The sequence below is a fragment of the Mycolicibacterium sp. P4_G11 genome (assembly GCF_056555145.1).
Map to the genome: position 1 here is coordinate 469,338 of NZ_JBFUJW010000006.1, position 19,376 is coordinate 488,713.

General features: G+C 68.2%; 15 protein-coding genes and 1 pseudogene. 6 read left to right on the forward strand and 10 right to left on the reverse strand.

Annotation, left to right across the window (positions count from 1 at the left end; genetic code table 11):
- Window positions 1-35 precede the first annotated feature (35 nt).
- The 4 genes from AC1U2B_RS16625 to AC1U2B_RS16640 all read right to left on the reverse strand — a co-directional run bounded on the left by AC1U2B_RS16625 (window position 36) and on the right by AC1U2B_RS16640 (window position 2,201).
- Entirely contained in the window at window positions 36-599 is a 564-nt protein-coding gene (locus AC1U2B_RS16625; RefSeq protein ID WP_480217592.1) for a phosphatase PAP2 family protein, read from the reverse strand.
- Window positions 596-1,129, reverse strand: a complete 534-nt coding sequence (locus AC1U2B_RS16630) for a mycothiol transferase (protein ID WP_480217593.1) — start codon at window positions 1,127-1,129, stop codon at window positions 596-598. The genes AC1U2B_RS16625 and AC1U2B_RS16630 overlap by 4 nt, the downstream gene beginning before the upstream one ends.
- Window positions 1,130-1,513, reverse strand: coding sequence for a VOC family protein (locus tag AC1U2B_RS16635; protein ID WP_043984863.1), 384 nt, complete (start codon window positions 1,511-1,513; stop codon window positions 1,130-1,132).
- 82 nt (window positions 1,514-1,595) lie between these two features.
- The gene (locus AC1U2B_RS16640; protein WP_260936862.1) at window positions 1,596-2,201 is read right to left on the reverse strand and encodes a hypothetical protein; all 606 of its coding nucleotides are present in this window, start codon (window positions 2,199-2,201) and stop codon (window positions 1,596-1,598) included.
- Between the two features lie 134 nt (window positions 2,202-2,335).
- Between AC1U2B_RS16640 and AC1U2B_RS16645 the strand changes: the two genes are divergently transcribed.
- Window positions 2,336-4,072 (forward strand): N-acyl-D-amino-acid deacylase family protein, encoded by a 1,737-nt coding sequence (locus tag AC1U2B_RS16645; RefSeq protein WP_480217594.1) that lies wholly within the window; start codon window positions 2,336-2,338, stop codon window positions 4,070-4,072.
- A gap of 25 nt (window positions 4,073-4,097) precedes the next feature.
- Entirely contained in the window at window positions 4,098-4,448 is a 351-nt protein-coding gene (locus AC1U2B_RS16650; protein ID WP_480217595.1) for a pyridoxamine 5'-phosphate oxidase family protein, read from the forward strand.
- Window positions 4,449-4,490: 42 nt separating this feature from the next.
- Here AC1U2B_RS16650 and AC1U2B_RS16655 read toward each other — a convergent pair whose 3' ends face one another.
- The 3 genes from AC1U2B_RS16655 to AC1U2B_RS16665 form a co-directional block, all read right to left on the reverse strand.
- The gene (locus AC1U2B_RS16655; protein WP_480217596.1) at window positions 4,491-5,897 is read right to left on the reverse strand and encodes a hypothetical protein; all 1,407 of its coding nucleotides are present in this window, start codon (window positions 5,895-5,897) and stop codon (window positions 4,491-4,493) included.
- A 265-nt stretch (window positions 5,898-6,162) separates the two neighbouring features.
- The gene (groL, locus tag AC1U2B_RS16660; protein WP_043401237.1) at window positions 6,163-7,788 is read right to left on the reverse strand and encodes a chaperonin GroEL; all 1,626 of its coding nucleotides are present in this window, start codon (window positions 7,786-7,788) and stop codon (window positions 6,163-6,165) included.
- A 207-nt stretch (window positions 7,789-7,995) separates the two neighbouring features.
- Entirely contained in the window at window positions 7,996-8,556 is a 561-nt protein-coding gene (locus tag AC1U2B_RS16665; protein WP_480217760.1) for a TetR/AcrR family transcriptional regulator, read from the reverse strand.
- Between the two features lie 102 nt (window positions 8,557-8,658).
- Here AC1U2B_RS16665 and AC1U2B_RS16670 point away from each other — a divergent pair, with 102 nt between their 5' ends.
- Window positions 8,659-9,564 carry an SDR family NAD(P)-dependent oxidoreductase gene (locus tag AC1U2B_RS16670; RefSeq protein ID WP_480217597.1) on the forward strand — a complete coding sequence of 302 codons (906 nt, stop codon included), beginning with the start codon at window positions 8,659-8,661 and terminating at the stop codon, window positions 9,562-9,564.
- 85 nt (window positions 9,565-9,649) lie between these two features.
- Here the strand turns inward: AC1U2B_RS16670 and AC1U2B_RS16675 are convergent, their stop codons facing one another.
- Window positions 9,650-9,979, reverse strand: coding sequence for a pentapeptide repeat-containing protein (locus AC1U2B_RS16675; RefSeq protein ID WP_480217598.1), 330 nt, complete (start codon window positions 9,977-9,979; stop codon window positions 9,650-9,652).
- 826 nt (window positions 9,980-10,805) lie between these two features.
- On the opposite strand from AC1U2B_RS16675, the gene AC1U2B_RS16680 reads away from it, so the two are divergent.
- Window positions 10,806-15,419, forward strand: a complete 4,614-nt coding sequence (locus AC1U2B_RS16680) for a PGRS repeat-containing protein (RefSeq protein ID WP_480217599.1) — start codon at window positions 10,806-10,808, stop codon at window positions 15,417-15,419.
- 49 nt (window positions 15,420-15,468) lie between these two features.
- Here AC1U2B_RS16680 and AC1U2B_RS16685 read toward each other — a convergent pair.
- Window positions 15,469-16,137: pseudogene (locus tag AC1U2B_RS16685) on the reverse strand (M24 family metallopeptidase); the annotation flags it as partial.
- Between the two features lie 31 nt (window positions 16,138-16,168).
- Window positions 16,169-16,930 carry a polysaccharide deacetylase family protein gene (locus tag AC1U2B_RS16690; RefSeq protein WP_480217600.1) on the reverse strand — a complete coding sequence of 254 codons (762 nt, stop codon included), beginning with the start codon at window positions 16,928-16,930 and terminating at the stop codon, window positions 16,169-16,171.
- A gap of 134 nt (window positions 16,931-17,064) precedes the next feature.
- Between AC1U2B_RS16690 and AC1U2B_RS16695 the strand changes: the two genes are divergently transcribed.
- Window positions 17,065-17,562 carry a cupin domain-containing protein gene (locus AC1U2B_RS16695; protein WP_480217601.1) on the forward strand — a complete coding sequence of 166 codons (498 nt, stop codon included), beginning with the start codon at window positions 17,065-17,067 and terminating at the stop codon, window positions 17,560-17,562.
- Window positions 17,563-17,908: 346 nt separating this feature from the next.
- On the forward strand, window positions 17,909-19,333 hold the full coding sequence (locus tag AC1U2B_RS16700) for a hypothetical protein (protein WP_480217602.1): 1,425 nt from the start codon (window positions 17,909-17,911) through the stop codon (window positions 19,331-19,333).
- Window positions 19,334-19,376: the final 43 nt, after the last annotated feature.

A 19,376-nucleotide genomic window follows, 5' to 3' on the forward strand; every position in this document is an offset into this window, starting at 1 on the left:
TCAAAAAATCGCCCCGGCGGCATCGCGGCCGCGCCTCAATAGACCGCGGGCGGAGCTTTAGCCGTGGCCAGGCGAGCAGCCAGGCACACCACACTGGACCCGAACAGCAACGCGCCCAGGGTGTCGGTGAAGTAGTGGTAGGTGAAGGCCTGACCGAGCATGCCCAGCGGGACGAAGACGCCCGCCAGCACCCGGGTCCACAACACCGCCCCGGCCGCCACGACGATCACGCCCAGCACGGTCACCATCAAAACCGTGTGCCCACTGGGGTAGGCCAGTGCCCCGCCCTTGTGCCGGCCGAACAGCTCCTTGAGTCCGCGCTCGACGAACACCGCCAACTGCGGCGTCAGCGCGATGACCGCGGCGAGGCGCCAGCGCTTCTGCCACAACGTGATTCCCACCGCGATCACCAGCATCACCATGAGCACGCGCGGATCCGTGAAGAACAGCAGCCAGCCCGAATACGGCTGACCGGCCCGTCCCGCATGCTGGAAGACGTCGTCGACGGGCGTGGAGCCCGTGCCGACGCCCCACCCCAACAGGGCCATCATCGCCAGCCCGACCGGCGGCCACCAGCGGACGAACTTCTCGACCGTCATCTGTGCGCGGCGATGCCCCGCACGTACGCGGCCTGACCCAGGTGCTGCGCGCAGTCGTCGACGATGCTGACCAGGCGCACGCTCGCGGTGACCGGCGGATTCCAGCGTCGGTCGACGATGCGCTCGAGCTCCGCCGGCGTGACGGTCGCGACGTACTCCAGCGTGACCTTGTGCACCGCGCGGTAGTAGCCGACCAACAACTCGACCGGCGGCCGCACCTTGCCGACATCTTCGGGAGTATGGCCGTACCCGATGTCGTAGCCGGGCGCATCACTGTGCGGCAGGTCGAGCGCGAACCGCTGCTCCCAGCCTTCACTCGTCCACACCTGCTCGACACCCGCGACGTCGCACAGCTGCATGTCCTGGCACCGCGCGCTGTGCCACAACAGCCACGCAATGCTGTTGGCCTCCGGCGTCGGACGCCAACACGACACCTCTTCAGAGAGGCCGTCGGTGACCTCGTCGACGTGCTCGATGAGCCGAGTGAACGAGTCGCGCAACAGTTCTCGCGCCGCCGCGGTGTCAGACATCTATCCGGCCGCGCCGTGGAAGACCGCCTCGACGTTGTTGCCGTCGGGGTCACGGACGAACGCACCGAAGTAACCGGGGTGGTATTCGGGCCAGAGCCGGGGCGCGTGCAAGGACTCGGCACCGAGTGCGACTGCCGCGTCGTGGAATGCGCTCACCGCATCGACATCGGCGGCCTGAAAAGCAAAGTGCACCTCGCGGTTCGGACCCGACGCCTCCCCAGCGCTGGCATCGGCGATCCAGAAGTCCGGCTTGCCGTCGCGGCCGTAGCCGATGGCGATTCCGAAGTCCATCTGCCGGCTGAACCCGAGCACACCGAGTACTCCGTCGTAGAACTGCTGAGATTTGGCCCAGTCACTGCAGTTGATACCGAAATGGTCGATCATGCCCCGATCGTGCCACGGGGCACCGACAACATCGCCAGCGACGAACCCGAAGGCCCGCCGCTGGCGATTGTTCAGTCGTCGGTCAGTTGTCGGCCAAGGTGCGGTAGAGCGCCTTCTTGGCCTCGGCGACCGCTGCGGACAGGGTCGTGACAGCTGCCGACAGGTCGGCCTTCTGCGCGTCGTTGCCGGTGAACTTGATCGTGCGCGCCAGCCCGGCGAGCTCGAACAAATCCTTGCGCAGCTTGATGACGTCGCCGAACTTCCCGGCCTGCCCGAGGAACGCCTGCACCGTCTCGCTGCTGACGCCGCGCCAGGCGAGCAGCTGCTCACCGAACTCGGTCAGCGTCGCGACGCCGTCCTCGACCGTGGCCACGCCACGAGCCGCGAGCAGCGAGAGGACGAACTCGACCTTGTCGACCGGCGGGGTGAATGCGCCGTCGGTGATCTCCGAAACCCGCTGCGCGAGCTGCTCGGCGGTGGCCGGGCCTTCCTGTAGTAGCGCGGCCGCCGCAATCGCGGCACGCTTGATGCGACCCCGGAAGAAGTGGTGTCCGGCACCCGGCCCGAAGCCGCCGCCGAAACCACCGCCGAAGCCCGGGCCGCCGGGGCCACCCGCGCCGGGACCGAAGCCCCCGAATCCCGGGCCGAAGCCCCCACCGAATCCGGGACCAAAACCAGCTGAGAACATCGCAATTCCTTTCATTGTTTCGATGCATCTTGTACCTATCACGATACATCGGTTTTGCAATGCCTAGCCGTTCTAATCTTCAACTCAAAGCCAACTCACAGATCTGATGAGGGCCTGAGTCGTACGTTGTTCACATGAACGCAGCGGGCGCGGCCTACGACATCGTCATTCGCAACGGACTCATCGCCGACGGGCTGGGCGGCGCACCGTTCCGGGGCGACGTCGCAGTTCAGGACGGGTTTATCGCCGCGGTGGGCACCGTCGAAGGATCCGGCGCCCGCGAGATCGACGCCACCGGCCTGCTCGTCACGCCCGGCTTCGTGGACCTGCACACCCACTACGACGGACAGGCCATCTGGTCGGATCGGATGACCCCGTCTTCCGCTCACGGCGTAACCACCGCGGTCATGGGCAACTGCGGCGTCGGCTTCGCACCGTGCCGGCCCGACGACCACGACGTGCTCGTCGACGTGATGGCCGGGGTCGAGGACATTCCCGGCGTGGTGATGGTCGACGGCCTGCCCTGGACCTGGGAGACCTTCCCCGAATTCCTCGACGCGGTTGATGCGGGACGCCGCGATATCGATGTGGCCGCGTTCCTGCCGCACTCCCCGCTGCGGGTGTACGTGATGGGCCGGCGCGGCGTAAATCGAGAGCCCGCGAACGCGGAAGATCTGGCCCTGATGCGCAAGCTGGCGGCCGAGGCCGTGGAGTGCGGCGCCCTGGGGTTCGCGTCGTCGCGGCTGACGCTGCACAAGACCTCCGGCGGGCAACCCATCCCGAGCCACGACGCGGCGCAAGTCGAGATCGAGGCCATCGCCCGCGGCGTGGAAGACGGCGGCGGCGGACTGATCCAGTTCGTGCCCGATCTACTTGCCGGCGACTACGAGGTCGCCCTGAAAACCGTGTTCGACGTGGCGGCCGACGTCGGCCTGCCCGTCACGTTCACCCTGGCCGTCGGCAACGCCGGGCCGGCCACGTTCGAGGACGCGCTGCGGATGGTCGAGAAGGCCAACACCGACGGCGGTTCGATCTCGGCACAGATCTTCCCGCGCCCCATCGGTCTGGTCATCGGGCTGGAGCTGTCCGGCAATCCGTTCGTGCTGTATCCGTCGTACCGCGAGATCGCCGATCTCCCGCTGGCCGAACGTGTCGCCGAGATGCGCAAGCCTGAAGTGCGTCAACGCATTCTGAACGACACCGCGGCCGCCGACGGCCACCCGCTGATGTTCGCGGCGCAGGCGTGGGACTACATGTTCCCGCTGGGCACTCCCCCGAATTACGAACCGGCACCGTCGGATTCGATCGCCGCACGGGCCGCCGCCCGCGGCGTCAGCCCGCTCGAAGAGGCGTATGACCGGGTACTCGACGACGACGGCCACGCCATGCTGCTGGTGACGCTCGCCAACTTCCGCGACGGGTCACTCAACACGGTGGCCGAACTGATCCAGCGCGACGACGTCATCCTCGGCCTCGGCGACGGCGGCGCCCACTACGGAATGATCTGCGACGCTTCATTTCCCACGTACCTGCTGACGCACTGGGTGCGTGACCGCGCGGCCGGCCGGCTGGACCTGGCGCACGCCGTGAAGGAGCTGACGTCGGTCCCGGCTCGCGTTGCGGGCCTGGCCGACCGCGGCCGAATCGCGGTGGGCTACAAGGCCGATCTCAACGTGATCGACCATGACGCACTGACGTTGCACAAGCCGACCATCGCGCACGACCTCCCTGCCGGTGGGCGTCGCCTGGATCAGACCGCCGACGGTTACGTCGCGACCATCGTGTCCGGCGAGATCATCGCGGAGAACGGTGTGCCGACCGCGGCCCGGCCAGGCCGGTTGGTCCGCGGCCGGCAAGCGGCGCCGGCCTGAGGCTGCGGCGACCTATCCTGACGTCATGAGCGTGAAGGTGGATCTCGATAAGCTCGGCGGCACCCTGGCCGACTTCCCGTTCGGCTTCCTGATCACCGTCGGTGATGATTTCCGCCCGCACACGGTGGCCGTGACCCCGGTGTTCGGCGGCGGCGCGCTCACGATCGAACCCGTCGGAAACACCACCCGAGGCAACGCCGGCGCCCACCCGGTCGTGACGGTGCTGTGGCCGCCGCGCGAACCCACGGGCTACTCGCTGATCGTCGACGGGACCGCCGAAGCCACGGACGCGGGCCTGCGGGTGGTACCGACGCGAGCGGTGTTGCATCGCAGCCCCGAAGGCGTGCACGACTGCGTTTCGCTCAAAGAGACCTGAGTTATCCACCGGCTGACGCCCCTGCGTCAGCCGTCGCGAAGGTCAGGCAGCTGCATCCGCGCCGGTCGATTCGGAATGCGCACCGCCGGCGGGCTTGTCCGCGGTCTCGGACACTGACGGCTTGTCGACGCTGCTGGGAGCCGTCGACTTGCCCGCGCCGGTCTGCGCAGACTTGGCACCCGGCCGAACCTTGTTGCCGGACTTGACCTTGTCGGCCTTCTTATCCGGCTTGCCGGTTGCGCTGCCCTGGGTGTCCGGCTTTGTCTCCGGAGCCTTGGCGGTCTCAGGGTCCTTGGAGGTGTCCGGGGTCTTCGGGGCGTCAGAGGTCTTCGGGGCGTCGGAGGTCTCCGGGGCTTTCGTGGTGTCGGGAACTTTCGCGGTGTCAACAGCCTTCGCGGCGTCGGGAACCTTCGCGGCGTCAACAGCCTTCGAGGTGTCCGGAGCCTTCGACACGTCCGGCACCGAGAGCGTGACGGCGTTCGCGCTCGGCCCGTTGGCCGCGGGGATGTCGCCGGCCGCTACCCCCGAGACCGCGGCCGTCGATACCGGTCCTACCCCCGCGGCCGTTGTCGCGGCCAGGGTCGGCGGTGTCGGCGTCGGAAGGTTCGACAGCAGATTCTCGAGCCCCTGCTGGATGTTCGCTTCCAAATTGGTCGCGAACTGGCCGACAGGTCCCGGAAGCGTGGTCAGCGGATAGCCGAGATCGTGGATCAGGAAGCCGGCCAGTCCGCCCTGCGCGTCGGAGCCGAGGAGCCCGTAGACCAGATTGCTGACCAAGCCGGCAATGTCCTGCGGGGATTTGATGGCCGACTCGATGGTTGCGGCCACGTTGTACGGCAGGAAGCCGACGTAGTCGGCCACATCCCACAGCGCCCACACCGGAGCCAACGGAGCGTAATTCACCGAGCTGATGAGGCGCCCCGGGATGGTCGCCCAGAACGCATCGGTCACGGCGACGCCGGCGAACGGATCGGGCAGCCCGCCAAGCGCGCTACCGATGAGATTGGCGATGCCGTCGGCGATGCCGTTGATCGCGCCCGGAGCAGTGGTGCTCGGCCCCAGCGGATAAGGCAGCGCATAGGCGATACCTCCGATGGCGTTCGCTCTGAAATCCGCCGGGAACGTGTAATACGGATACGACTCGGCCGGGTTGACGTACCGATTGACCAGCCAGCTCAGCACCGAAGCGGCATAGTTCGGCTGTTGCACGGCGACCGCGATGGCGGTCAGCGCGTCGAACGGCAACGAGACCACCGCTTCGATCGGAATGACAACGCTTGCGGCGACTCCGTCGACGAACCAGCCCACACTGCCGAGCGCATCGGTGATCAACGAGGTGTTGACCACGTTGGCCTCGATGGCCGGTAGCGCGCGTTCCGCCGCCCCCAGCGATGCGCCCGCCGCGACCACTCCGGCGGCCAGAGCCGCCGCAGCCAATTTGGTCGGCATCAACCGAATCGAAGCATTCATGGCAAGCGACCCCCTCGGAAGTGTCGGGCAGCTGGAGGATGCAGCGCCGCGAAGGAACCCAATATTGACTTGTATGTAAATATTTACCAGATTCCCAGCAACTTCGTAGGTTGTTCAGCAGCCAACTCGCGGTGGGCGCCGTAGTGGCCAGCTACGAAATGCGTGCAACAACTGGCCAGTGAGCGGACGCGAAAAAGCCCCGACTCGCCAAGCGAGCCGGGGCTTTCCCGTAAAAGAGCTGGACTTAGAAGTCCATACCGCCCATGCCACCGGTCGGGTCGCCCGCGGGCGCTCCGGCCTTCTCCGGCTTGTCGGCGACGACGGCCTCGGTGGTGAGGAACAGCGCCGCGATGGACGCCGCGTTCTGCAGCGCCGAGCGGGTGACCTTGACCGGGTCGGCAACGCCGGCGGCCAGCAGGTCCTCGTACACGTTGGTCGCGGCGTTCAGACCGTGACCGGCGGGCAGGTTCGACACCTTCTCGGCGACGACGCCCGGCTCCAGACCACCGTTGAAGGCGATCTGCTTCAGCGGAGCCGACAGCGCGACGCGCACGATGTTGGCACCGGTGGCCTCGTCACCCTCGAGCGACAGGGCGTCCAGGGCCGGAGCCGACTGCAGCAGGGCCACGCCACCACCGGCGACGATGCCCTCTTCGACGGCAGCCTTCGCGTTGCGAACGGCGTCCTCGATGCGGTGCTTGCGCTCCTTGAGCTCCACCTCGGTGGCAGCGCCGGCCTTGATGACTGCAACGCCACCGGCCAGCTTGGCCAGGCGCTCCTGCAGCTTCTCGCGGTCGTAGTCGGAGTCGCTGTTCTCGATCTCGGCGCGGATCTGGGCGACACGGCCCTGGATCGCGTCGGCGTCGCCGGCGCCCTCGACGATGGTGGTCTCGTCCTTGGTGACCACGATCTTGCGGGCGGTGCCCAGCAGGCTGACGTCAGCGGTGTCCAGCGACAGGCCGACCTCTTCGCTGATGACCTGGCCACCGGTGAGGATCGCCATGTCCTGCAGCATCGCCTTGCGACGGTCACCGAAGCCCGGGGCCTTGACGGCGACGGACTTGAAGGTGCCGCGAATCTTGTTGACGACCAGGGTCGACAGGGCTTCGCCCTCGACGTCCTCGGCGATGATCAGCAGCGGCTTGCCGGACTGGATGACCTTCTCCAGCAGCGGCAGCAGGTCCTTGACGGTCGAGATCTTCGAGCTGACCAGCAGGATGTAGGGATCCTCCAGGACGGCTTCCTGACGCTCGGCGTCGGTCACGAAGTAACCCGAGATGTAGCCCTTGTCGAAGCGCATACCCTCGGTGAGCTCCAGCTGCAGGCCGAAGGTGTTGCTCTCCTCGACGGTGATGACACCCTCGTTGCCGACCTTGTCCATGGCCTCGGCGATCAGGTCACCGATGGACTGGTCACCGGCCGAGATACCGGCGGTGGCAGCGATCTGCTCCTTGGTCTCGATGGCCTTGGCGGAAGCCAGCAGCGAGGCGGTCACGGCCTCGACGGCCTTCTCGATGCCGCGCTTCAGGCCGAGCGGGTTGGCGCCGGCAGCGACGTTGCGCAGGCCTTCGCGAACCAGGGCCTGGGCCAGCACGGTGGCGGTGGTGGTGCCGTCGCCCGCGACGTCGTCGGTCTTCTTGGCAACCTCTTTGACCAGCTCAGCGCCGATCTTCTCGTACGGGTCCTCCAGCTCGATCTCCTTGGCGATGGACACACCATCGTTGGTGATCGTGGGGGCGCCCCACTTCTTCTCCAGGACGACGTTGCGACCCTTGGGGCCCAGCGTCACCTTTACCGCGTCGGCGAGGCTGTTCAGGCCACGCTCGAGGCCGCGACGGGCCTCTTCGTCGTACGCAATTGTCTTGGCCATTGCGAAGTAATTCCTCCGGTTGGGAATTGCACGTCTTTGGTCAGGCGCAGCGCCCGCGACGGACGACCTGGGGCTGTGCTCGCAGATGCGGCCCCGGCCTCACTGTCCCGACCTAGCACTCACCTATCGAGAGTGCCAAGGTTGTTTTTAGCACTCAGCTAGGGCGAGTGCAAGGTCGTTCACCGTCCGCGAACCGCGGTTTCCGCCTCAGCGCGGTCGCAATCCGTCCATCATCAACTCGACAACCCGCTCGGCAGCGTCGGTGTTGTAGCGCTGCGCGGCCTGCGCCGCCACGAGCAGCGTCTTGATCTCGGGCACCGAGACGTCAGTGCGGACGGCGCCGGAGCGCTGGGCCGCCGTCAACAATTCACCGAGCAACGCCAGGAATTCATCCTCGACATGGGGCACCAGGGCGTTGACGTCGATCCCGAGGCCGGCGAGCGCGTCGACGAGGCCCTGATCGGTCTCTCCCCACTGGACCAGTGACCGCAAGAAATCGAACAGCGCGTCATTCGGAGCGTCCGACACCAAACATGCCCGACCGACATCCATGACCGACTGCAACCGATCCTCGATCACCGCGCGGTAGAGATCGTCCTTGGTCGGGAAGTGTCGGTAGACGGTGCCGGCACCGACGCCCGCCCGCCGGGCGATCTCGTCGATGGGCACCGAAAGCCCCTCTTCAGCGAAGGTTTGATAGGCGACTTCCAGCACGCGCGCCCTGTTCCGGGCCGCGTCAGCACGCAGCGGCCGCTTCGGTTTGCAGATCATCACGCTCCCGGGAACAAATGAAACGGGGCGACCGTTCCGGATATGTGAAACATCCGGGGCGCTCGCCCCGGATGAGGCCCAGGCTACCGAGGAACCGTCATGACCAAGTGGACAACCGCCAGCATTCCCGACCAGACCGGACGTACGGCCGTCATCACCGGCGCCAACACCGGGCTCGGCTACGAGACCGCAGCCGCACTCGCCGCCAAGGGTGCGCACGTCGTACTCGCCGTCCGCAACCTCGACAAGGGCAAGGACGCCGTCGACCGCATCCTGCAGGCCACCCCCGACGCCGACGTCGCCCTCCAGGAACTCGACCTCAGCTCACTGCAATCGGTCCGGGAGACCGCAGAACAGCTGAAATCGGAGTACCCGGCGATCGACCTGCTGATCAACAACGCCGGCGTGATGTGGACGCCGAAGCAGACCACTGCCGACGGTTTCGAGATGCAGTTCGGCACCAACCACCTGGGCCACTTCGCGTTCACCGGCCTCCTGCTCGACCAGCTGCTGACGGTGCCCGGCTCCCGCGTCGTGACGGTCAGCAGCCTGGGTCACCGGATTCGCGCCGCCATCCATTTCGACGATCTGCAATGGGAACGCAGCTACAGCCGGGTGGCGGCCTATGGCCAGTCCAAGCTCGCGAACCTGCTCTTCACGTACGAACTGCAGCGGCGGCTGACCGGCGCGGAGACCGTCGCCCTGGCCGCGCACCCGGGCGGATCGAACACCGAGTTGGCTCGCCACGTGCCGCTGCCGCCCGCCGTCGTGACACCCATCGCAGAACGGCTCTTCCAGAGTGCCGCCATGGGCGCCCTGCCCACGCTGCGCGCCGCGACCGACCCGGCCGCATACGGCGGCCAGTACTACGGGCCGGACGGACTGTTCCAGCAGACGGGCCACCCGAAGGTCGTCGGCTCGAGCGATCAGTCACATGACACCGCGCTGCAGCAGCGGCTGTGGGCGGCGTCCGAAGAACTGACCGGGGTGACGTTCCCGGTCTGACCATGGCATAGCCCTGTGGGTTTGCGCGACAAGGGGTTTCGCGCAACCCACAGGGCTGCCGTGCTCAGGCTTCTCGGTACGAGGGTCAGTAGCCGATATTCAGCAGGCCGTTGCGCCCGTCGCCCACCGTGACAACACCGCCGCTCCCGTTGCCGATGTTCACCAGGCCGGTGCTCCCATTGCCAATGTTGGCGACGCCGGTGTTGCCGTTGCCCAGGTTGAGGATGCCCTTGTTTCCGACACCGAAATTGAGGACGCCGGTGTTGAAGGCGCCGCCATTGAGCACACCGTCGTTGCTGCCGGGCCCGAGGTTGATGCCGGATTCGGCGGAAGCAGCGCCTGCGCCGAGCAGCGCGATTGCGCCGGCACCGGCTACTGCCGCTCCCAAGAGGACGGTTGAACGGATGATCGACATGACTTCTCCTTCGCTAGCCCGAATATGGATAGACCAAGGGTAGACAGTTGACCAGTGATTGAAAAGGATTTCGGCAAATAACGTCACTTAATTGAGCGTATGCCCGAAACAAATACTCGATCAGCGCTCCATCAGGCAGATCAGCCGAACGATGCGACTACACGATCAGCCAATCTCATTTATTACCAACATTATTCATAGCCATCCCGAGTGCGTTCAATATTGACGATGCAAATCAATTTCAAACACAATTGCCAAACCATCGCCTGCGAACGTCGTAAATACAACTGATGTGGCAAATTTTGATCCACACAGAGTATTTACGTGACCGGGCAATTATGTAATCCACTGAAGCCCTGTATCCATTTGCTGCCAGATCCCGGCAGAGCCACCTTCACGCCAGGTCCAACAGCCCGTCACGGAACGCGCCCGACCTCAGGCTGAACAAGTGCGTCCGCGACGCGACCGCAGGCCCACCAGGCGCCGTTGAACGACCGTCCCGAGCGGCCCAAAGGCGCCAGATCGGTTGACCACAACCGAAATGAACGTGTTCTAAACATATTCTCCGCACCATCCCGCCACCTCCGCCGGCCACGACCACGGCGGCTGCGGTCACCGGCCCGGCAACCCGTCAAAATATGCACGACAGCCGACTTTTCCGCAGGTGAGAATGCCTTTTCCAGATTGATCCCGGTACCCGCGGTCCGCCGATATGAACGGACGCACACTTTCCGCAAGATGTTCACAGCTTTGGATTACGGGTGTTAGTCTCCTCACGTTTATTTACTGGGGTGTCATATCTCACACCCGACGCGCGAGGAGGATCGTGGGCAAGCACAGGGCAGTGGGCACGAACAGCTGGTGGAGTGCGGCCGGGCCGCTCGCGGCTGCGGGATTGACGAGTGCGGCTTTCGCCAGCGCGGGTGTGATGCTGCTGCTGGGTCCCGATTCGCCGACGATGCAGTCGGTGACCGCGGACATCAGGCTCGTCAACACCGAGAGCTCGAGCGGCGACAGCGGCGCCAAGTCTGGCAACTCGAGCCCCTCCAAGGCCACGGACGGCAAGACCAAGAGCCCGACAAAGCCCAAGCCGCCGACCAAGCCCAAGCCCCAGCCCGGTGAGACGCCGGCCTCCGGCGGCACCGGCAGCACCGGCAGCACGACCGACACCCCGCGAACCCCACGCCAGCAGGCGCAGGACCGCATGCGCCAGTACGCGGACGATGCCAGAAAAGCTCTCAGCGACCTGGCGAAGGGTCCCAAGGTAAAGCCTGCTCCGGGCACCAAGCCAAAACACGCCAGCACCGCAGGCGACACCTCGAGCGCCACGACCGGCAGCTCCAACACGGGCACCCCGGGTACCCGCCCCGCGCGGGGTCCGCGGTCGACGGCCGGTGTGGTCACCGACGGCCCAACCGGCGGGCACAAAGCCACCGAATCGGGCACCAAGCCGACGACACCGAACACCACGACCAACCCGACCGGCGCCACGACCCCGACCGGTCCGAGCAGCCCGTCAGCCCCGTCCGCACCGGGAACCGGGGCGGTCATCACCGCCCCGACGACCAAGGCGTTCAACCCGATCAGCAGCCTGCTGTCCGCGGTCAACCTGGGCGCCATGCTGGTCCCCCACACACCGACCAACCCTGACCAGATGCCCGGCGTCTGGGCCGTGATGGCCTGGGTGCGCCGCCAAGTCGAGTACGGCGGCGCCAACAAGCGAATGCACCCGGCCGCCCCGGCCTCTGCGGCCGCCACGGCCCCACCGGCCACCAACCCGTTGGCCAAGCCCACTCCCCTGGGCGCCGTCAACCCCTTGGCCGCGCCCGCTCCTCTGGCAGCTGTCGGCCCGCTCGCCGTCCCCACCATCGTTCTGCCCACGTTCGTCGACCCGACTGTGCTGGTCGCCAACTGGATCTATGGGAACGTGCACTTCGGCGTGCAGAGCTGGATCAACAGCCCCATCGGCTGGGTGGTCGACACCGGGATCAACCTGTTGGCCGGCCAGTACCTGATCGGCAACGGCGCCAACGGCAACGTGATCAACCCCAACGGTGGCAACGGCGGCCTGTGGTTCGGTGACGGAGGTAAGGGCTACTCGAGTGGCCTTCCCGGCGTGACCGGCGGCAACGGCGGCAACGCCCGCGGCTTCGGCAACGGCGGCTCGGGCGGCAACGGCTACTCGGGTTTCGGCATCTTCACCCCGACTGCCGGTGGTAACGGTGGCAACGCCGGCGGTATCGGCAACGGCGGCAAGGGCGGCGCGGGCGGCAACGGTGCCAATGGCGCCGATGGCCTTGCCGCGCTGGGCCAGAACGGTGGCAACGGCCAGACCGGCGGCAACGGCGGCATCGGTGGCAACGGCGGCCACATCTTCGGCATCGGCGGCAAGGGCGGCGCCGGCGGCAAGGCCGGCAACGGCGGTCACGGCGGCTCGGGTGTCCTCGGCGGCGGAGCCCTCGGCGGCGGCGGCAACGGCGGCAACGGCGGTAACGGCGGCGTCGGCGGCAAGGGCGGCAAGAAGGTCGGGTTCATCGGCACGGTCGGCGCCGGTGGCACCGGTGGCGCTGCCGGATACGCCGGCAACGGCGGCAACGGCTCCGACGGCAGCTCCTCGTTGATCCCGGACGGCGGCAAGGGCGGTGACGGCGGCAATGCCGGCACCGCGGGCGCCGGCGGCTTCAACGGCAGCGGCAAGAAGCAGGCCGCGACCGGTAACGCCAGCGCTACCGGTGGCAACGGCGGCAAGGGCGGCAACGGCTTCGACACCATCACCGCGATCGGCGTCGCAGGCAACGGCGGCGCCGGCGGTAACGGCGGCTCGGGTGGAACCGCGGGCAACGGCGGCAGCGGCGGCGCTGGTGGCACCGGCGGTAACGGCGCCAATGGTCTTGCCGCACTTGGCGAAAACGGTCCCAACGGCGGACACGGTGGCGCCGGCGGCACCGGTGGCGCCGGTGGCACCAACTCCGGCAACGGCGGCACGGGCGGCGCCGGCGGTGGCGCCGGCAACGGTGGTTCCGGTGGTTCCGGTGTCCTCGGCGGCGGAGCCCTCGGCGGCGGCGGTAACGGCGGCAGCGGCGGTAACGGTGGTGGCGGCGGCAAGGGCGGCGCCGCAGCACACGGCACCGTCGGGGCCGGCGGCCAGGGCGGCGCGGCCGGGACCGGCGGCAATGGCGGCAACGGCTCGGACGGCAGCTCGTCGCTGATCCCCGATGGCGGCAAGGGCGGTAACGGCGGCAACGCGGGCACCTCGGGCGCCGGCGGCTTCAACGGCGCGGGCCTCAACCAGGCCGCCAGTGGCGCGGGCGGCAACGGCGGCAGCGGCGGCAAGGGCGGTAACGGGTTCAACACGATCACCGCGATCGGCGTTGCAGGCAACGGTGGCGCCGGCGGTAACGGTGGTTCCGGCGGATCCAACGGCAACGGTGGTAACGGCGGCGCGGGCGGCATCGGCGGTAGCGGCGCCGATGGCCTTGCCGCGCTGGGCCAGAACGGCCCGAACGGTGGCCATGGTGGTGCCGGCGGCACCGGTGGCGCGGGTGGCACCCAGGCCGGCAACGGCGGCAGCGGCGGGACCGGTGGAGCGGCCGGTAATGGCGGCAGCGGCGGATCCGGTGTCCTCGGCGGCGGCGCTCTCGGCGGCGGCGGCAAGGGCGGCAACGGCGGTAACGGCGGCGCCGGCGGCAAGGGTGGCGCCGCGGCGCACGGCACCGTCGGCAACGGCGGCAAGGGCGGAGCGGCCGGTAACGGCAGCAACGGCGGCAATGGCTCCGACGGCAGTTCGTCGCTGATCCCCGACGGCGGCAAGGGCGGTGACGGCGGCAATGCCGGTAACGCAGGTGCCGGCGGCTTCAACGGCGCGGGCGTCAACCAGGCCGCCAACGGCGCAGGTGGCAACGGCGGCAACGGCGGCAAGGGTGGCAACGGCTTCGACACCATCACCGCGATCGGCGTCGCGGGCAACGGCGGCGCCGGCGGTAACGGTGGTTCCGGCGGCACCGACGGCAACGGCGGTAACGGTGGTTCCGGCGGCACCGGCGGTAAGGGCGCCAATGGCCTTGCCGCACTTGGCGAAAACGGTCCCAACGGCGGACACGGTGGTGCGGGCGGCACCGGTGGCGCCGGTGGCACCAACGCCGGTAACGGCGGCAGCGGCGGGACCGGCGGCAATGCCGGCAACGGCGGTAGCGGCGGTTCGGGCGTCCTCGGCGGCTTCACCGGTGGTTCCGGTGGTGCGGGCGGCAACGGCGGCGGCGGCGGCAAGGGCGGCGCGGCAGCTCATGGCACCGTCGGCAACGGCGGCAAGGGCGGCAACGCCGGAAACGGCGGCACCGGCGGTGCGGGCTCGGACGGGATTTCATCGATCCAGCGCAACGGCGGCACGGGCGGTACCGGTGGCACCGCCGGTAGCGCCGGGGCAGGCGGCTTCAACGGCGCCGGCGCCAACCAGGCCGCCAACGGCGTTGGCGGTAACGGAGGTGACGGCGGTCGGGGCGGCAACGGCTTCGACGCCCTCACCATCCTGGGCACCGCCGGCCGCGGTGGAGACGGCGGCGCCGGCGGCTCGGGTGGCCTGACCGGGAACGGCGGCGCCGGCGGCGCGGGCGGTACCGGTGGTAACGGCGCCAACGGAACCATCGGGGCCTCGCTGGGTGCCACCGGCTTGTCCGGCAGCAACGCCGGCGCAGGCGGTAACGGTGGCGTCGGCGGCGCCGGCGGAACCGTCTCGGGCGTCGGCGGCGGAGGCGGTGCCGGCGGCACCGGCGGCACCGGTGGGTCCGGCGGCGTCGGTGGACTCCCGGCATTCGGGTCCAACAACGCGGCCGGTATCAGCGGCGGCGGTGGCTTCGGTGGCACCGGCGGCGCAGGCGGTGCCGGTGGCACCGGTGGTGCCGGCGGATTCTCTGCGAACGGCCTCGACGGTGCCGGCGGTACCGGTGGCATCGGCGGCAATGGTGGCACCGGTGGCGACGGCCAGACCGGCGCGAACGGCACTCCGTTCATCAACGGCAATGCCGGTTCCACGGGCGGTGTCGGTGGCCACGGCGGCGCAGCGGGCGTCGGCGGCAACGGCGGAACCTCCGGCGACAACGTCGGTGGTGCCGGCGGCAACGGTGGCGTCGGTGGTTCCGGCGGCACCGGTGGTGACGGCGGCAAGGGCTACAACGACAACGTGACCCAGTGGGGCAACGGCGGCAACGCCGGTGCCGGCGGCACTGGTGGCGCCAGCGGCAACGGCGGTAACGGCGGCACCGGTGCGGGCACCGGCGCCGGTGGCAACGGTCCTGCCGGCGGTGCCGGGGGCGCGGGCGGTTCGGGCGGCGCCAACGGCGGCCACGGCACCCACGACGGCAGCGACGGTGCTACGGGCAGCACCGGCGCCAGCGGTACCGGAGGCACCGGCAATCCGGCCGGCGGCACCGGAATCCTGATCTAGCCACAGATGCCGAATGCGGTGTGGSGCCAATCGGCGCCCCACCCCTCCGCAGGTCCAACAACTCCTCCTGGAACCCGCCGAATCGCCGACCGGGCTCGACGAGATGCACTTCCAGAATCCAATGGCACTGCCGCCCTTGGGAATCCATCCGCCGCATCGGTAGGTCCGAGCCGGGTGCGACATAGGAGTCGATCTCGTGGCCACGGATCTTCTCGTGCGGAAACTCCCCCACGAGGTGTCCGGCGATCGCGCCACCGAATTCCCAGCCGGCAGCTCGACTCAACCCGACGACGTGGTCGAACAACTGCGCGCCGGTGATATCCGGAGTCGACTCGAAGTGCGCCCGCGCCGCCTCCCACACTTTCGGTAGATCATTGCGCAAGGCCAACTTTCGCGGATCGTCACCGAGCACGAAGGTACGGCCGAAGTCGGCTTCCCATTCCTCGAAGAGCGGGCCGAGGTCGACGAACACGATGTCGTCGTCGGCGATCACCCGGTCGGGCGGGTTCTCCCGCGCCGTCGCGAGCGTGTTCTCGCCGCCATGCACGATCCGCTTGTGCCAGTGCCGGGTGACGCCGAGGATTTCGGCCGCGAGATCACGGATCTCGTCGGTCACCTGACGCTCGCCGACGCCGGGCCGGATCAGCCCACGTTCTTCGATCGCGACGAACAGTTCCGCCGCCTTGTCCTGAGCATCCAGAAGCCGCGCGGCCCGCATGCCCTCGTCAAACTTCTCCACCGCACCGATGCTAGGCGGGCCGCACGAACTCCCACCCAGCCGCCCGCATATCGGCGATGGCCCCGGCGTAGCCGGCCGCGGTACCCGAGCCCGGGCGGTTCATGTGGGAGATGACGACGGAACCAGGTTGCGCACCAACCACATTCGCGCGCACCCGAGCAGCGGGCAGCGTCGCGCCACAATCGCCGTTGACGCTGAAGCCGAGCGGCTGGAGCCCGAGGTCATGCACGATCTGCACGGCCACGTCGTCGTAGTGGGCCGTGCCCGGACGGAACCAGGTGGGCGCCTTCCCGGTCAGTGCGGTGAGCTTCATCTGGTTGCCCCACACCTCGTCGACGACCTCGGCAGCCGACCGCGTGCCCGCGATGCCGTAGGCGGCACGGCCGCTCACCGACAACGGCACGTGCCGGGTGCCGTGATTACCGATCTCGAAGAGCGGATTTGCCGAGAGCTGCGCCGCCCGGTCAGGGTGCTGGTCGACCCACCGGGAGTTCAGGAACAGCACCGCCGGCACGTTGTTGCGCTGCAGTGTGTCGAGCAGTGCCTCGTCGACGCCACCGCGGCAGGCATCGAAGGTCAGGGCGATCTGCCGACCGTTCGGCGGGAACGACGTGACGATCCCGGGCAGTGCCATTCCCCACTGGGTCGGCACCCGGCGCGCGTACTGGCCCGCGACCGCGGCCGGATCCAGTGCGGCGGACGCCCGCGCAGCCAATGCCAGCGAACCGGCGGCAGCGGCCCCAGCAGCCAGGAAAGCGCGTCTGGTTATCACGGCACGGACGCTAGGCCGGGACTCTGAACAACGAGTGTCCGGAGCCTGTGAGTTCGCCGCGAACCATGTGAACGGCGGCCCGCCCTATGGTGAGAGTCGAGGAGCCGATGCCCGAAGGCCACCAGGAGTCGATCATGTCGTTGGTAGTACCGTCTTATCCCCCGGCCCGGTACACATCCGATCAGCCAGAAGTCAGTGCCACGCTGCGGCGCGGTGACGAGCCGGCCGACTACGACTCCCACGGCGTGATCCAGTACCACTACCTGGCGAACCAGAAGAAGACCGCGGGCGACTACGGCCTGTACCGCGTCGACATCGCCCCGCGTGGCGGCGGCCCGGGACCGCATTTCCACCGTGCCATGTCCGAGGCCTTCTTCGTGTTGTCCGGCACCATGACGCTGTACGACGGCACGGACTGGGTGCAGGCCGGCACCAACGACTTTCTCTACGTCCCGCCAGGCGGCGTCCACGGCTTCCGCAATGAGGCCGACGAGCCCGCATCAGTGCTGATGCTGTTCGCTCCGGGAGCCCCGCGGGAGGCGTACTTCGAAGGATTCGGCCAGCTCGCCGAGATGACCGACGACGAACGCCGCGAGTGGTTCATCCAGCACGACAACTTCTTCGTCGAGTAACACCGCTGCCCCCCGACCGCGCACGCTCGCGTGCGCGGTCGTTTTCTGCGTCTTCCTGCACCGCTGCTGTGCACATTGAGTCATTTGTCTCTACCGGCCAGTAACACAAACATCCCATGATGTGCGTTGCCGTCAATTTTTGCTCGATCCGTGATCGAACCGACGGTTTAGTCAGGTACACGCTGCGCCATGGACCGGCTGCAGCGAATGAGAGGAAACCATCTTGCACGCCGCCGTTCGATCGTCCGTCCTTTCCGGAGCCACACTGCTGACGGCAGGAGCCATCGCAGTCACTCCGATCCAACCGCTGGCCCACATGCCGTCGATGCCCTCGATCAGTCACGCAATGTCAACGGCCGCCGTCAACCTCACCAGCAGTCCGTTCGACCTGTACGGCCAGGTTCTGAAAACCGCCGCAGGCAATCTGCAGGCTGACGTCAAGTCCTACCTGGACATGGGACTGTTCCCCATCCTGCGCCAGATTCTGACCAACCAGGTCGGCACCATGACCGGTCTGGTCAACGCCCTCGGAGAGAGCGGCAAGGCCGTGGTCACCGCGCTGACCACGCAGGTGCCCGGCTACCTCGGGGCCGCCGTCGGCGACCTCGGCAAAGCCAACATCGAGGGCGCGCTGAACAACCTCCAGCTGGCGATCGTGCTCCCCATCTTCGCCGCGATCAACCCGATCGGGCCCCTGCCGAAAGCACTGGGCAACCTGATTTCGCAGCCGCTGCAGAGCGTGATCAACATCGCCAACGATCTGCCGAACATCATGCTCGAGCTCGGCGTCGGCCTCATCGGACCGGTCGCCAGCACCCTGGGCGCGATGGGCACCGCGGCCCAGAACGTCATCAACGCGGTGAAGGCCGGCGACCTCGGCAAGCTGGCGACCGCCGTCATCCAGGCGCCGGCCACTGTCATCGACGGCCTGCTCAACGGCGGCTACGGACCCAACCTGGGGGCGCTGCTGGGACTCAACATCCCCGGCTTCAACATCTATGGCGGCGGCCTGTTCGGCGGCGGGGCAACCGTCCCCGGCGGCACCACGATCGCCGGCACGGTGCAGGCCATCGTCGCGGTCGTGAAGTCGATCCTCAACGACATCACCCCCGCCAAGACACCGGCTGCGACCGCCGCGACGACGACCACCACCAAGGCCGTCTCCGATGTGGCTTCGGTGCCGTCCACCACGGCCGCGACGGTGACGCTGAGCACCGCCGCGACGACGAAGGCCGTGACGGCGGACCCGACGAGCACCGACAAGACCAAGACCGCCGGCTCGACGAGCGAGTCCACCGGTACGACGACCGAGGGCACCACCAAAGCCGGCGGTTCGACCACCGATGCCACCGGTTCGACCACCGGAACGTCGAGCGAGGGCACGTCCACCGGCTCGGCCACCGACAGCGGCACCAAGACCGGCACCTCGACCGGCTCGGCCACCGACAGCGGCACCAAGTCCGGCACCTCCGCCGGTGACACCAAGACCGGTTCCGGCTCCGGCAGCTCGACCTCCAACTCCAGCTCCGGCAGCTCCAACGCCGGCAGCAACAGCAGCTCGGGCTCGGCGTCGGGCAGCGATGGCACCAAGACGACCACGCCCGGTCGCAAGGGCCATCAGGGCAAGTCGGGCTCCGACTCGGGTTCGGGTGCGGGCGCAGGTTCGACCTCGGGCTCGGCGTCCGGATCTGACTCGGGCGCCAAGGGCGGTAGTGCCAAGGGCTCGCACACCGACTCGAAGACCAAGTCGAAGTCGCACAGCGCGGCCTGACGCGTAAGGCCAGTCGGCGGCGGCGGCTTCTCCGTCGCCCCCG